The organism is Flavobacterium macacae, assembly GCF_003865365.1.
Taxonomy (GTDB): Bacteria; Bacteroidota; Bacteroidia; order Flavobacteriales; family Flavobacteriaceae; genus Flavobacterium; species Flavobacterium macacae.
The window spans coordinates 132,180-147,488 of the sequence record NZ_RQVR01000003.1 but is presented as its reverse complement, the minus strand read 5'-3'; the positions used below and the strand labels follow the sequence as shown (position 1 = coordinate 147,488).

14 protein-coding genes and 1 tRNA gene are annotated in these 15,309 nt (G+C 38.0%); 7 read left to right on the top strand and 8 right to left on the bottom strand.

From position 1 onward, the window contains the following. Nucleotides 1–29: 29 nt before the first annotated feature. The 5 genes from EG849_RS03985 to EG849_RS03965 all read left to right on the top strand — a co-directional run bounded on the left by EG849_RS03985 (nucleotide 30) and on the right by EG849_RS03965 (nucleotide 4,538). On the top strand, nucleotides 30–461 hold the full coding sequence (locus EG849_RS03985) for an acyl-CoA thioesterase (protein ID WP_125011793.1): 432 nt from the start codon (nucleotides 30–32) through the stop codon (nucleotides 459–461). Nucleotides 462–474: 13 nt separating this feature from the next. Further along, a complete protein-coding gene (locus EG849_RS03980; RefSeq protein WP_199732247.1) occupies nucleotides 475–1,455 on the top strand; it encodes a carbon-nitrogen hydrolase family protein in 981 nt (326 codons plus the stop codon). A gap of 193 nt (nucleotides 1,456–1,648) precedes the next feature. Further along, the gene (locus EG849_RS03975; RefSeq protein WP_125011791.1) at nucleotides 1,649–2,761 is read left to right on the top strand and encodes a cupin domain-containing protein; all 1,113 of its coding nucleotides are present in this window, start codon (nucleotides 1,649–1,651) and stop codon (nucleotides 2,759–2,761) included. 51 nt (nucleotides 2,762–2,812) lie between these two features. Then, the gene (locus EG849_RS03970; RefSeq protein WP_125011790.1) at nucleotides 2,813–3,721 is read left to right on the top strand and encodes a fumarylacetoacetate hydrolase family protein; all 909 of its coding nucleotides are present in this window, start codon (nucleotides 2,813–2,815) and stop codon (nucleotides 3,719–3,721) included. Between the two features lie 64 nt (nucleotides 3,722–3,785). Next, nucleotides 3,786–4,538, top strand: coding sequence for a maleate cis-trans isomerase family protein (locus tag EG849_RS03965; RefSeq protein WP_125011789.1), 753 nt, complete (start codon nucleotides 3,786–3,788; stop codon nucleotides 4,536–4,538). A 238-nt stretch (nucleotides 4,539–4,776) separates the two neighbouring features. Here EG849_RS03965 and EG849_RS03960 read toward each other — a convergent pair. The 8 genes from EG849_RS03960 to glmM form a co-directional block, all read right to left on the bottom strand. Continuing rightward, nucleotides 4,777–4,857, bottom strand: a tRNA-Tyr gene (locus EG849_RS03960). 161 nt (nucleotides 4,858–5,018) lie between these two features. Next, nucleotides 5,019–6,164, bottom strand: coding sequence for a TlpA disulfide reductase family protein (locus EG849_RS03955; RefSeq protein ID WP_125011788.1), 1,146 nt, complete (start codon nucleotides 6,162–6,164; stop codon nucleotides 5,019–5,021). 86 nt (nucleotides 6,165–6,250) lie between these two features. After that, a complete protein-coding gene (locus EG849_RS03950; RefSeq protein WP_125011787.1) occupies nucleotides 6,251–7,660 on the bottom strand; it encodes an MBL fold metallo-hydrolase in 1,410 nt (469 codons plus the stop codon). 17 nt (nucleotides 7,661–7,677) lie between these two features. Beyond that, nucleotides 7,678–8,463, bottom strand: coding sequence for a sulfite exporter TauE/SafE family protein (locus tag EG849_RS03945; RefSeq protein WP_125011786.1), 786 nt, complete (start codon nucleotides 8,461–8,463; stop codon nucleotides 7,678–7,680). 49 nt (nucleotides 8,464–8,512) lie between these two features. Continuing rightward, nucleotides 8,513–10,003 carry an aminotransferase class V-fold PLP-dependent enzyme gene (locus EG849_RS03940; RefSeq protein ID WP_125011889.1) on the bottom strand — a complete coding sequence of 497 codons (1,491 nt, stop codon included), beginning with the start codon at nucleotides 10,001–10,003 and terminating at the stop codon, nucleotides 8,513–8,515. A 296-nt stretch (nucleotides 10,004–10,299) separates the two neighbouring features. Then, a complete protein-coding gene (gene def, locus EG849_RS03935) occupies nucleotides 10,300–10,935 on the bottom strand; it encodes a peptide deformylase (RefSeq protein WP_125011785.1) in 636 nt (211 codons plus the stop codon). A gap of 10 nt (nucleotides 10,936–10,945) precedes the next feature. After that, a complete protein-coding gene (locus EG849_RS03930) occupies nucleotides 10,946–11,302 on the bottom strand; it encodes a CCC motif membrane protein (RefSeq protein WP_125011784.1) in 357 nt (118 codons plus the stop codon). Nucleotide 11,303: 1 nt separating this feature from the next. Continuing rightward, on the bottom strand, nucleotides 11,304–12,692 hold the full coding sequence (glmM, locus tag EG849_RS03925; protein ID WP_125011783.1) for a phosphoglucosamine mutase: 1,389 nt from the start codon (nucleotides 12,690–12,692) through the stop codon (nucleotides 11,304–11,306). 134 nt (nucleotides 12,693–12,826) lie between these two features. Here glmM and EG849_RS03920 point away from each other — a divergent pair, with 134 nt between their 5' ends. Next, the gene (locus tag EG849_RS03920) at nucleotides 12,827–13,411 is read left to right on the top strand and encodes an acyl carrier protein phosphodiesterase (protein ID WP_125011782.1); all 585 of its coding nucleotides are present in this window, start codon (nucleotides 12,827–12,829) and stop codon (nucleotides 13,409–13,411) included. 70 nt (nucleotides 13,412–13,481) lie between these two features. Beyond that, nucleotides 13,482–15,302: a chloride channel protein gene (locus EG849_RS03915; protein ID WP_125011781.1), complete on the top strand. Its 1,821-nt coding sequence runs from the start codon at nucleotides 13,482–13,484 to the stop codon at nucleotides 15,300–15,302. Nucleotides 15,303–15,309: the final 7 nt, after the last annotated feature.

Genomic DNA, 15,309 nt, shown 5'->3' with positions numbered 1-15,309 from the left:
GAACAGCAGCTTAAATCAAATTAAAAAGTATGGGCAATTATTTTGTAAAAGAAGAAAAAATACGTTTCAAGCACGTTGATTATGCTGGAATTGTTTTTTATCCAAGGTTTTTAGAAATGCTGAACGACCTGGTTGAAGATTGGTTTGAAGAAGCGCTGGAGAGACCTTTTTCAACCATTCACGAAACCAACGGAATTCCGACGGTGGATTTAAAAGTACAGTTTAAAAAAGCGGCCCGTTTGGGCGAAGTTTTGACAAAATCGCTTTGGGTAAAAAACCTTGGCGGCGCTTCTGTGCACTGCGGTTTTCGTTTCGCAGATGAAAAGGATATAACATGTCTGGAAGGCGAAGTGACTTTAGTCAATGTCGCTTTCAATGAAGAAAGAAACGATATTAAAGCTGCCTCATTTTCGGCGGAAATGAAAGAAAAAATCTCTAAATATTTATTTCACGAACTGTAATTCATAACTAATTATGGAATTCAAAAAATTTAAAGCAGCAGCCGTTCAAACTTCGCCCGTATTTTTAAATGCGGATGCGACTGTTGACAAAGCGATTTCTTTTATAAAAGAAGCGGCTCAAAACGGAGCGAGCTTGGTTGCTTTTCCAGAAGTTTTTATTGCTGGCTATCCCTATTGGAATTGGATTATGACGCCAGTTCAAGGAAGCAAATGGTATGAAGTTTTATATAAATGCTCCATTCTTGCCGATGGGCCAGAAATCCAGAAAATCTCTGATGCTGCCAAAGAATTCAACGCGCATATCGTTATTGGAATCAATGAAAGAGGCCAAAGTTATGGCGAGATTTACAACACAAATTTAATTATCAATAACGAGGGAAAAGTTATTGGAAAACATAGAAAATTGGTTCCGACGTGGGCTGAAAAACTCACTTGGACAAGCGGTGACGGTTCTTCCTTAAAAGTATATGATACTGAAATTGGCCCGATCGGGACTTTGGCTTGTGGCGAAAACACGAATACTTTGGCACGGTTTACCTTGCTTTCGCAAGGCGAATTGATTCATATTGCCAATTATATATCGCTTCCGGTGGCCCCACCCGACTATGATATGGCGGAAGCTATTAAAATTCGCGCGGCGGCGCATTCTTTTGAAGGAAAATTATTTACGGTGGTTTCTTGTTCCACAATTTCAAAGGAAATCATGAATGTTTTGAAAGACGATGTCCCGAATGTGGAAGAATTATTGACCCGAAAAAATTCGGCATTTTCAGGAATAATTGGCCCGAATGGCGCTGTGGTTGGCGAGCCTTTGATTGATGACGAAGGAATTGTGTATGCCGAAATTGATCTGGCCAAATGCATTCAGCCGAAACAGATGCATGATATTTTAGGGCATTATAATCGGTTTGACATTTTTGATTTAAGGGTAAATGTGGCGCCAACACGAAAGATTACTTTTATTGATAATCACGAAGATTTTAATAAAAGGTAGTTTTTTGACAACGCATAGCGACAAACTGCATCCCAGAAGATAACAAGAATGCAAATTGTTTCTCAAATAGCCCCGATGGTGCCATTGTTTGAGCTCTTGTGCCAGCCAACAAGCTGGCGCAAAGCGAGTGGCTCTAGCGGGAAAATGGATTACAGAAAAACACTGAAGTTTCGCTTCAAAAAAAATAAATTTTATGGAAGGTAAATTCAATGACGACCAGATTGGCCGGGCGCGCGTTCAGACCACGCCAGAATTGGAGGCTTATTATAAAGAATTGGAAACGCTTGGCGCGGGCGCTTTGTGGACGGTTGCCAATGATATCGAGCCTTGGGAGCCAAGGACTTCATCGATTCCGATGCTTTGGAAATATGAAAATCTCCGTTCGTTGGTTTTGAAATCTTCTGAATTAGTTACGCCAGAACAGGCTGGCCGACGCGTAGTTTATTTGGTCAATGACAACCGAAAAGACGTTTCTGCAGCGGTGGGTTGGCTTTATACCGGCATTCAGGTCACGCGACCTGGCGAAAGCACTTCGGCGCATCGGCACAAGGCTTCGGCGTTGCGATTTATTATGGAAGGCGAAGGCGGTTACACGGTTGTTGACGGCCATAAAATTACGTTTGAAGTCAATGATTTTGTGATTACCCCAAATTCGACTTGGCACGAACACGGCGTAACTGCCGATGGAAAAACGTGCATTTGGCAAGACGGTTTGGATATTCCGCTGGTCAATGCGTTGGAAGCGAACGATTATGCCGTTTATGACGGAAAGCAGGACTTAAAGCATCCCGTTAATTTTTCGCCGTTAACTTATGGACATCCAGGACTTTTGCCTGATAATAAAGTATGGGACAAGCCTTATTCCCCACTGTTTAAATATTCGTGGAAAAATGTGTATCCGGCATTGGTAGAAGCTTCAAAAGTAAATGAAGGTTCAGATTACGACGGAATTTTGATGCATTATTCGAACCCAAAGACGGGTGGCCATGTGATGCAGACCATGGGCGCGTCAATGCAATTATTGCGCGCAGGCGAACATACAAAAGCGCACCAGCACACGGGTTCTTTTGTATACCAATGTGCCAAAGGAAGTGGCTATTCAATCATCAACGGAAAACGTTTTGACTGGAAAGTCCGTGATATTTTTTGCGTTCCTTCTTGGGCGGTCCACGAACACGTCAATTTAAGCGAAACCGAAGATGCTTGCCTGTTTTCTTTCAATGATTTGCCGGTAATTGAAGCTCTTGGATTGTATCAAGAACGCGCTTATGAAGAAAATGGCGGGTTTCAGATAGTCAAAGGTTAAAAGTCGTAAAGTCAAAGAAAAAACACAAACAACAAAACTTATACCAAAATAATGAAATTACTTACTTATAAAACAACAACTTCAGAGCCGAGATTAGGATTTTTGCACAATGATCACATTGTTGATATGGAAGATTTTGGAGAAGCGCTAAACTTTCCGCTTCCATCGACAATGCTTGAATTGATTGACATGGGAATTGAAATTATTCCTGAAATCAATGATTTTCTGGCTGATATTGATGAAGAAACATTAAATGAAGTTTCATATTCTTTTGAGGAAACTACACTTTTGGCTCCGATTCCGAAACCTAGAAAAAACATCATCGGAATTGGCCTAAATTATACCGAACACGTTGCTGAAAGTGCGAGAACTCTTGATACAACCGGGAAGTTGCCTCAAAAACCAATTATATTTTCAAAACCTCCGACGGCAGTTGTGGGTACGAATGAAAACATTTTCTTGAATAAAAAGCTGACGCAACAATTGGATTGGGAAGTAGAATTGGCCGTAATCATTGGCAAAAAAGGAAAATACGTTTCCAAAGAAAACGCTATGGACTATGTTTTTGGCTATACCATAATCAATGATATTTCTGCCCGGGATTGCCGTCGCGAAGGCCAATGGATCGTTTCAAAAGGCCAAGATACTTTTGCCCCGATGGGACCTTATATTGTTACTGCTGATGAAATTGAAAATCCGCATAACTTGAATCTGTCACTAAAATTAAACGGAATTGAAAAACAAAATTCAAATACCCAGTTTTTGCTTTTCAATATTAATGACTTGATCGAAGACTTGAGCACGGTCTTTACCATTGAACCTGGAGACATTATAGCAACGGGAACTCCAGCTGGCGTTGGCGCCGGTAGAGAACCGCAAGAATGGATGTGGGATGGCGATGTTGTAGAAGCCACTATTGAGGGAATTGGGACGATTGTGAACACGATTAAGGAGATATAATAAGTATTCCGTAAACAGTAGTTAGTATTCCGTTTTGAAACTTTAAGCATCAAACTTTAAACAAATGAATAAAAAATATAAAATTGGTCAAATTGTTCCTTCTTCAAATGTAACGATGGAAACTGAAATTCCGGCGTTGTTTCGTGCAAGAGAAACTATTTTTCCAGAAAGATTTACGTTTCATTCCAGCAGAATGCGAATGAAAAAAGTAACAAAGGAAGAATTAGAAGCCATGGACGCGATGAGCTTAAAATGTGCCCAAGAGCTTTCTGATGCTCGTGTTGATGTGATGGGATATGCATGTCTCGTTGCGATTATGAGCATGGGTCGCGGTTACCATTGTGTTTCTGAAACAAATCTTCACGAAGAAACGGTCAAGAACGATTTCCCTACTCCTATTGTTACGAGTGCCGGCGCTTTAATCAACGGATTGAAAGTTCTTGGAGCTAAAAAAGTGGCGGTTATCACGCCGTATATGAAACCTTTGACTCAATTAGTTGTAGATTATATCGAACACCAAGGTTTTGAAGTGGTTGATTTTGTGGCTTTAGAAATTTCAGATAATCTGGAAGTTGCCTCACAAGATCCGATGAACTTGCTGGAAATTTACAAGCAGCTAAATTTGAAAGGTGTGGATGTTTTGGTCGCTTCGGCTTGCGTTCAGATGCCATCTTTGGAAGCGGTAGATTTAATCGAAAAAGAAATCGGGATTCCGGTGACAACAGCGGCAATTTGTACTACTTATGAAATGATGAAAAAATTAGGATTAGAAACAAAAGTTCCGATTGGCGGTGCTTTGCTGAGTGGCAGGTATTGATTTGATAAAACTATCTTAAATATAAAAAGAACCTACATAGAATTTGTTAACTTTAAATCACAACCTTTAAAAAACTAACACTATGAATGGATTTTTCAAAACAATCTTGGCCGGATGGGGAGCCAAAAAACTAGGTGGTGGCTGCCTGGGTACCATCATTTTATTCTTTATTATTTATTGGCTTTTAGGCTATCTTTAAAATAAAAAAACCTGAACTAAAAAGTTCAGGTTTTTTTTGTGGGGAGAGCAGGATTCGAACCTGCGAAGTTTTCACAGCAGATTTACAGTCTGCCCTCGTTGGCCGCTTGAGTATCTCCCCATAAGCGTTTCCTTCTTACGGGTGCAAATATAATACTGTTTTTTGTTTGTGCAAACGTTTTTTAAACTTTATTTTTAAGTATTTTTTAATACGTTGGAATTGAATAAAATAAAAAAATCTCCACAACGGAGATTTTTCTATTTTGAGATATTTTGAAGTGATTAAGCTCCTAAAAGCTCTTTTACTTTTGCTTTTAATTCTTCACCACGAAGATCTTTTGCTACAATTTTTCCGGATGCGTCAAGAATAAATGTCGCAGGAATTGATCTTACATTGTATTTTTTTGCAATTGGATCATCCCAACCTTTTAAGTTTGAAACGTTCGTCCAAGTCAATTTATCTTGATTAATTGCTTGTTTCCACTTTACTTCCTCATTTGGTTGATCTAAAGAAACTCCTACAATATTTAAACCTTTTGAGTGAAACTCTTCATACAAAGCAACAACATTTGGATTTTCTTGTCGACAAGGCGCACACCATGAAGCCCAAAAATCAATAATAGTAACTTTTCCTAAAGATTCTTTTAAAGAAACCTGCTTTCCATCAGCAGAAGTTGCACTGAAATCTGGAGCTTTTTTACCTACTTCTACAGAATCGTGAGCATCTAATTTTTCTTTAACAGATTTACCTGGTCTAGTATTTTTCAATTGTGATTCTAAACCGTTGTAAATATTTCTGATTTTAGTGTAATCAGGTTCTTGCGTGTAAAAGAAACTTTCTGCAAGCAATACACTTAAAAATGATTTAGGATTTTTTTCTGCATATGTATAATTCTTAGCAGAAAGAGGTTCCATTATTTTTTGGTTTTCTTTAATCAATGCATTAACAACCGCTGTATCTTTGGCTGCTTGTGCATTTTTTATTTTCTCCATATTTGCTTGTTGAAAAGCCATAGATTTAGCTTGTAAATCTTTTTGAAGAGCTTTTATCTCCGTTTTATAATTTCTGTATTCGTCATTATTATAAGTTCCACCCACTTTTGAGTTAGCTAAAGTATCTTTATCAACTTCAACAGTAATTTTTCCTCCTTCAAGAATAAAATCGATATTTCCTTTTCCTTCAATTAACAAAGCGTGAATTTCTGGTTCAGCAGAAGTTCCTTTTAACTCAAATTTTCCATTTTCAATTTTTACAGTATCGATTGAAACCATTTGTCCCATTGTAATGGTATCCGCTTTTTGAAGAATTACGGTTTTACCATTTTCAACTCCTGAAGCAGTTCCTGTAATTGTAAATTCATTTTCTTCTGATTTGTTACACGAAACCATAATTGCCGTAACAGAAAGCAATAAAAGGATTTTTTTCATTTTAGTTTAATTTTTTGATTTTAGTTTGCAAAAGTATTTAAAATTCCACTCTCTCATATAATATTTAAGGGAAATTTAAAAGTAATTTATTTAGTTGACGGACATTGAAAAGTGGAAAGTTTCACGTCTGTATTTCTGATGCCGCTCATTCCTTTTTCCACATTAACCATATTATGGTATCCTCTTGATTTTAAAATAGAAGACATAATCACTGAACGGTAACCGCCGGCACAGTGAATGTAAAATTGATTGTCTTTTGGAACTTCCGCTAATTGTTCGTTAACAAAATCCAACGGAATATTTACCGCGCCGATAACGCTTTCAGCGCTAAATTCTCCTGGTTTTCTGGCGTCAACAACTATGCTTTTTTCTGTCAAATCAGAAGCAAATTTTTCTGGAGAAATACTCTTAATTGAATCGGTTTCAAAACCTGCTTTTTCCCAAGCATCAATGCCTCCCTCTAAAAAACCAAGCGCATTGTCAAAACCAACTCTTGATAATCGAGTAATCGTTTCTTCTTCCCTTCCTTCTGGAATCACCAGCAATAACGGCTGTTTTACATCTCTGATCAAAGCACCGACCCAAGGAGCAAAACCGCCTTGAATTCCGATAAAGATAGAACCCGGAATGTGTTTTTTTACAAAATCAGCTTCATTTCTTACGTCTAGAACTAAGGCTTCTGATTGATTTGCAATAGTTTCAAACTCTTTAGCGGATAAAGGTTTAACCGATTTTTCAATTATGGATTCTAAACTCTCGTATCCTTCAATATTCATCATCACATTTTGAGGAAAATAAGCGGGAGGCGCTCCCAAACCGTCCAATAATTCGGTGGTAAATTCCTCACGGGACATATCAGCTCTAAGCGCATAATTCGTTCTTTTCTGGTTCCCCAAAGTATCCGTGGTTTCCTTGCTCATGTTTTTACCGCAGGCACTCCCCGCACCGTGGCTTGGATAAACGATCAAATCATCTTCCAAAACCATAATCTTATTACGAAGCGAATCAAATAAATAAGCAGCTAATTTCTCCTGCGTCAAGTCTCCCGAAATCTTTTGTGCCAAATCTGGACGACCCACATCTCCAATAAACAAAGTATCTCCAGTGATAATTCCGTGGTTTTTGCCGTTTTCATCCGTCAGTAAATAACACGTGCTTTCCATCGTGTGCCCTGGCGTATGGATGGCTTTTATGGTATAATTCCCCACGTTAAACTCTTGGCTGTCTGTTGCAATTACAGCTTCAAAATTTGGCTTTGCCGTTGGCCCGTAAACAATCTGTCCGCCTGATTTTTTTGCCAAATCTAAATGTCCAGACACAAAATCAGCGTGAAAATGCGTTTCAAAAATATACTTGATTTTAGCATTGTCTTTTGCCGCTTTATCGATATAAGGCTGTACTTCGCGCAGCGGATCAAAAATGGCTGCTTCGCCATTGCTTTCTAAATAGTACGCAGCTTGCGCAATACATCCGGTATAAATTTGTTCGATTTTCATAGTTGTTATAAATGGATCTAAAAAAGAGTTTCTTTGGTTAAGATAAGAATGGACATGGCCAATACGAACCATCCGAAACCTTTCTTTAGATTTTTTTCGTTAATAAATTTGTTTAGATAAATCCCTGCAAAGATACCTAAAATTGAGATAAAAGAGAAAATTAATAGGAAGCTCCAATCTGGATTGATATTTCCGATATCGCCCGTAAATCCGATTAAGGAATTTATGGCTATTATAAAAATAGAAGTTCCGATTGCTTTTTTCATCGGAAGCTTTGCCATAAAAACCAAAGCAGGAATGATCAAAAATCCACCGCCAGCGCCAACCAAACCAATGATTATGCCTACCATAAATATTTGAATAATTACAACTATTGGATTCGGTTCTGTTTTTGAAACGGAAACTCTTTTTTCAGAAAGCATTGAAAATGAAGCCAGCATCATCATAATGGCAAAAAGAACCATGATAAAAAAATCTTTTGTGACTGCAGTTTCCTGTACTTTAAAAAGCACTTCGGGTATTGCCGGAACAATGAATTTTCGAGTAAAGTAGATGGCAATTAAAGAAGGAATTGCAAATTTCAAGCCTGTTTTTACTTCCACGAGACCTTTTCTATAATTTAGGATAGAACCAAAAGTAGATGTGGATCCAACGATAAATAAAGAGTAAGCGGTGGCAATCACAGGATTAATTCCTAATAAATACACCAAAACCGGAACGGTTAAAATCGAACCGCCACCACCGGTCAGCCCTAAAACCAAACCAATTAAAAGCGCGCCGAAATAACCGAAAATTTCTTCCATAGATTGGTTTAAACAATTTGCATCCTAAATTTCAGGGAAATGCAAGAAATTACAATTCTCCAAACCATTGCTTCACTAAATCTTTTTCAGTATGCAACGCCTGCTTGTGCGTAAATTCGTTTGAGTTTTTATTGTAATCGTAGTCTTTTGCCCAATCTTGATGATTTTCTGCCAACGCTTTTATGCTGTCGCAAACATATTTAATTTCCGCATTTGTGGTCGTCGGATGAATTGACATCCTGATCCAGCCTGGTTTTCTGATCAAATCTCCAGATGTAATCAAAGTCGTTAAATCATTTGAAGTTTCTTGGTCAACGTGAAGCAAATAATGCCCGTAAGTGCCCGCACAACTGCAACCTCCACGGGTTTGGATACCGAATTTATCGTTTAAAAGTTTAACGCCTAAATTGAAATGCAAAGCATCGATATAAAAAGAAATGACTCCTAGCCTATTTTTATGCTGGTCTGCCAAAATATTAATATTTGAAACAGGCTCCAATTCAGAAAAAACATACTCAATGATTTCGTGCTCTCTGTCTAAAATATTATCAATCCCCATCTGCTCTTTCAACTGGATCGCCAAAGCCGTTTTGATCACTTGCAAAAAGCCGGGAGTTCCGCCGTCTTCACGCTCTTCAATACTGTCTAAATATTTGTGTTCGCCCCAAGGATTTGTCCAAGAAACCGTTCCACCGCCTGGATGGTCTGGAATCATATTTTTATACAATTTCTTGTTGAAAACCAAAACGCCAGAAGTTCCGGGACCGCCAAGAAATTTGTGTGGCGAAAAGAAAATCGCGTCTAAATAGGCTTCGCTGTCTTCAGGATGCATATTTACTTCTACGTAAGGTGCTGAACAAGCGAAATCCACAAAGCAGACACCGTTATTTTGGTGCATCAATTTTGCCACTTCGTGATACGGCGTTTTGATTCCCGTCACGTTGGAACAAGACGTTATGGAAGCAATCTTAATCGTATGATTTTTATATTTTTCTAGTAAATCTTGAAAACCATTCAGGCAGAGCAAACCTTTTTCGCAAGCCGGAATCACTTCTACTTTTGCGATGGTTTCCAACCACGAAGTTTGATTTGAATGGTGTTCCATGTGTGAAATAAAAACCACCGGTCTTTTTTCGTCTGGAATTTTTGTGAATTCTCTCAGGTTTTCAAGAAGTTTTAATCCTAAAATTCGCTGGAATTTATTGATAACGCCCGTCATTCCGGTTCCGTCTGTAATTAAAACGTCATCAGAATTTGCGTTAACGTGTTTTTTGATACTCGTTCTGGCGTGGTGGTACGCCATGGTCATTGCCGTTCCCGAAACCGTAGTTTCAGTATGCGTGTTTGCCACAAACGGCCCGAATTCATTCATCAATTTTTCTTCAATCGGACGATACAATCTGCCGCTGGCAGTCCAATCGGTATAGATGATTTTCTTTTTTCCGAAGGGAGAAACAAACTCTTGGTCAATGCCGATGATATTGTTTCTAAATTTTTGAAAATAGTGTTCTAATTGTGTAGAAATTTCGGTTGAAGTCATTGCAGCAATATTTGGTTTCAAAGATAGCGTTTTAGTTTGAAAAAAAAATCTCGCCATTTTACAAAATCTCGCAAAGTCGCAAAGACGCAAAAAAAATATTTAAGACTATTTTAAAAACTTGCAGAGAACACAATAGTCGCAATGATAACAAAAAATCAAAAATTCTTTCTCAAATAGCCCCGATGATGGCTTTGTTTGGGCTCGTTCTTCTGCTGAAAGGCAGAAGAACAGCAAGTGCCATACAGCGGGAATTGCCTTTGCTGAAAATGCCTGATGATTCGCTTCAAAAAAGAAATTTATTTTTTTTCAAGAAAAAGATTCGTTTCACCAGTTACCGAAGTAAGTTTTATTTTTTCTTGTTCTTTCATTCGATCGGTAAACAAAATTCCATTTAAATGGTCGGTTTCGTGCTGAAAAATGACTGCTGTAAAACCTTCGACCAGTTCTTCAACATGTTTTCCGGTTTTATCTTGATAGGTCAATTTTATAATGTAATTTCTCAAAACATTTCCGCTGAAATCTGGAATTGAAAGACAGCCTTCACTGCCTTGTTGGAGTAATTGAGAACGCCAAACGATCTTTGGGTTGAGATATAATTCAAAGGGTTCGCCGATTTTGTCAAAACGCTGTGCCCAAATAATATTTCTATTGATTCCGATTTGCGGTGCCGCGATTCCGATGCCTGGATTTTTTGGATCGCGCATCGACACGAACATTCTTTCCGCTAATAATGCAACCAAATCGTCTTTTGGGTTGATGTCAATTGAAACCGATCTTAAGATTTTTAGCTCTTTTTCATCGGTGGTTTCTATAACTTTTAGCATTGTTTTAGCATCGCCCGACTGAATCAGTTTTCGCTCTTCTTTGGAGAATTTTTGAGCGGAACACGTAATGGTGACAAAGAGAAAAAGCAGTTGAATCGTGTTTTTCATTTCATGATATTTAGCTTGCCGCAGCCGCAGAAATTACGGGCAGAAAAACAGATGCCACGATAGTTATATATAAAATGAAGAAAAGAAAAAACAATGATCCGATTGATAATCCGATGATCGCACAGATTCTGCCGGCACTTAAATTTTCGTATCCTGTGTAGGCTTCAGGATTTTCTTGATATAATTTCAGGTCCGATTTAGCCATAACCAAAGCGATGATTCCAAGAATAATTCCGATGATTCCATAACAAAAACTGGTGGGAATCGAAATAATTCCCAAAACAAGAACCGTTGTCGCATTAGGCAACGGTCTCTTGCGATTCAAACGAACTGGTTCATGATAGGATTCTGTTTGATAGTTTTCCATATTAAATTCCCGCTACCGCTTTAATTTCATCAATAATTCTAAACGCTATTTTATCAGCTTCTTCTTGTGATTTTGCTTCGGTATAAATTCTGATAATTGGCTCTGTATTTGATTTTCTCAAATGTACCCAGTTTTCTGCAAAATCAATTTTTACGCCGTCAACCGTAGAAATATTTTCGCTTTTATATTTTTCAGCCATGGCTACTAAAATCGCATCAACATCTATTTGAGGCGTCAATTCGATTTTATTTTTGCTCATAAAATATTGAGAATACGAAGCTCTCAATTCAGAAACTTTCATCTTTTTATGTGCCAAATGTGTCAAAAACAAAGCCACGCCCACGATAGAATCGCGCCCATAATGTGATTCTGGATAGATGATGCCACCGTTTCCTTCGCCACCAATGATTGCGTTGTTCTTTTTCATTAATTCCACTACATTCACTTCGCCGACTGCACTTGCTTCATAAGTTCCTCCGTGAAGTTTTGTCACGTCAGCCAACGCACGCGAAGACGACATATTTGAAACCGTATTTCCGGGAGTTTTGCTCAAAACATAATCAGCGATTGCCACCAAAGTATATTCTTCGCCAAACATTTCGCCATCTTCAGAAATGAACGCCAAACGGTCCACGTCAGGATCAACCACGATTCCGAAATCTGCTTTTTCTTTAACCACCAATTCTGAAATATCAGTCAAATGCTCTTTCAAGGGTTCTGGATTGTGAGGAAAATGACCGTTTGGTTCGCAATATAATTTTACGCACTCCACGCCCATCAATTCTAAAATTTTTGGAATAATAATTCCTCCAGAAGAATTTACACCGTCCACAACTACTTTAAATTTCGCTTGTTTTACCGCTTCAATATCCACCAATGGCAACTCTAAAACTTCGTCAATATGAATGTCCATATACGCATCATTTACCGTAATTTCGCCCAAACTGTCTACGTCAGAAAAATCAAAAGCTTCTCTTTCCGCAATGTCAAGGATAATCGCGCCTGCTTCTCCGCTTAAAAATTCTCCTTTTTCATTTAATAATTTTAAGGCATTCCACTGTTTTGGATTGTGGCTCGCGGTCAAGATAATTCCTCCGTCCGCATTTTCAAGAGGAACCGCAATTTCCACTGTCGGAGTTGTGGAAAGTCCCAAATCGATCACGTCAATTCCAAGACCTATTAATGTATTGACCACCAAATTGTGGATCATCGGGCCAGAAATCCTGGCATCGCGACCAATAACAACGGTTAATTTTTCATTTTTTGCGTGTTGTTTCAGCCAAGTTCCATAAGCGGAAGCGAATTTTACAGCGTCTACCGGAGTCAGGTTGTCTCCTACTTTTCCGCCAATTGTGCCACGAATTCCTGATATAGATTTTATTAAGGTCATTTGTATGAGTTTTATTTTAAAGTTCAAAGATACAAAGTTGCCAAGTTTCCGCATAAAAAATTTTTAAGAAGATAAAATTTACATTCTATAATGATACTAGAAACTTGTATCTTTGAAAATAAGCAATTTTAAAAATGAATTTTTTAGCTCACATTTATCTTTCCGGAAATAATGATTTTCAAAAAATCGGTGGTTTAATGGCGGATGGAATTCGCGGAAAAGAGTATGAGAATTTTCCAAAAGATATTCAAAGAGGCATTATTTTGCATCGTGCAATTGATACTTTTACTGATGCCCATTCGGTTTTTAGAGTAAGCAAACACCGGCTTCACGAGCAATACGGACATTATTCGGGTGTAATCATCGATGTTTTTTACGATCATTTCCTTGCTAAAAACTGGAGTAATTATTCCGATGAAAAACTTTCTGATTTCGTAAATCGGTTTTATAAATCGCTGGATGACAACTTTGAAATTCTGACTTTAAAAACCCAAAACATGCTTCCGTACATGAAGCAGGGAAATTGGCTTTACAATTACCAGTTTATTGATGAAATTGAAAGAGTTTTATTTCAAATGGACAATAGAACAAAACACAATTCCAATATGGGTGCTTCGGTAAAAGAATTAAAAGAATATTACACCGAATTTGAGCAAGAATTCACACTTTTTTTCAGCGAATTAATAGAATATTCAAAAGAAAAATTAAAAACTTTATAGTTTTTTTTACAGCAAAATTTTAACAAAAAGCGTATTTTAGCCATTTATTTCTAACGATTTCACTGCACAAATGTCCCACAAGAAACCATCGCGTTTACAACTACTTATAAGAAAAACTGCAAAAAGATTTGAAGCCCTTTTTTTCATTGCAAAAGATTTTCTTTCAGAAAGACATTTTTTATACTTGTCCTGTATTCTTGTTGCAATTTCGTGTTCATTTGCAGTAATCATCTTAAAAGCTTTTGCGCATTACGTTTTTGTATTTGCGAATTATGTGAACGGCTACTTAAAATTACCTTTCATCAACAGTATCCTGCCGATTATTGGAATTTTATTGACCGTTTTTGTCGTCCGAAATTTTTTGAATGGAAGATTAGAAAAAGGAAGTTCTCGAATTTTATACGCTGTCGCAAAAAAAGGAGGAATTTTACCCCGAAAACAAATGTATGCGCAAATAATCACGAGTTCCCTGACCGTTGGACTTGGCGGTTCTGCAGGTTTAGAGTCCCCGATTACCATTACGGGTGCCGCTTTTGGATCTAATTTTGCCCAGAAATATAGGCTTTCCCAAAAAGATAGAATTTTACTTTTGGCTTGCGGTGTTGCCGCCGGAATCGCTGCCGCATTTAACGCGCCAATCGCAGGAGTTCTTTTTGCCATCGAAGTCGTATTGACTGACGTTGCAATTACAGCGTTTATTCCGATAATGATTTCTGCAGCGACAGGTGCGTTGGTTTCCACGATTGTTTTGAATGAAGACGTGCTTTTATCGTTCAAAAGACAGGAAACTTTTGACTACCATAACATTCCGTTTTATATTATTTTAGGCATCTTAGCCGGATTAGTTTCAGTATATCATGCCAGAAATTTTCAAAAAATCGAAACCTTTTTTAAAAATTTTAAAAATAGTGCCTACAAAAAAGCATTGTTTGGCGCTTCGCTTTTGGCCGTTTTGATTTTCTTTTTTCCAACGCTCTTCGGTGAAGGTTATGAAAGCATCAAAACCTTGTCCAACTCAAATCCGCAAGCGATTTTAGAGAATACGGTGCTCGATAAATACAAAAGCAACGAATGGATTCTATTGCTTTTCGTAGGAATCACCATGCTTTTAAAAGTTTTTGCAACCGGGCTGACTTTAGGAAGCGGTGGCAACGGAGGAAACTTCGCTCCTTCCCTTTTTGTAGGTTCGTATCTTGGTTTTTTTGTTGCAAAATTCTTCAACCTTTTAGGATTTACCAGAGAATTACCTGTGGGAAATTTCACGATCGTGGGAATGGCCGGAATCTTGAGTGGCTTGTTTCACGCTCCTTTAACAGCAATTTTCTTGATTGGTGAAATCACCGGGGGTTATGGATTGATGGTACCGCTGATGATTGTTTCTTCCATAAGTTTTGCCGTTTCGAAGCAATTGGAACCGCATTCCATGGATGTCAAACATTTGGCGGATAAAGGCGACGTTTTTACCAGCGACAAAGACAAAAACATCCTATCAAATATTGACATCTTAAGCCATATCAATTCAGAATACAAAACCATTCGTCTGGAAGATAAAATTGATTCTCTCGTGGAACTTTTGACCACTTCGCGCCAGCAGGTTTTTCCCGTTGTCAATGCCAAAAATGAGCTTTTGGGCGTTGTGAATTTTGAACAGCTCCGACCGATTGTTTTTAATAATTTCAGGGTAAAATACACGACTATTCAAGAAGTTATGACCGTTCCGCAAGAAATTATTTCTGTGGAAGACGGAATGGAAACCGTTATGGAAAAATTTGAAACCTGCCATTGCGAATTCCTTCCGGTTTTGAAAAACGACAAATATTTCGGGTTTATTTCTAAAATGGAAGTCTTAGAATCGTATCGAAAACGCTTGAAAGAAATGGTTATTGACTAATGTCGAT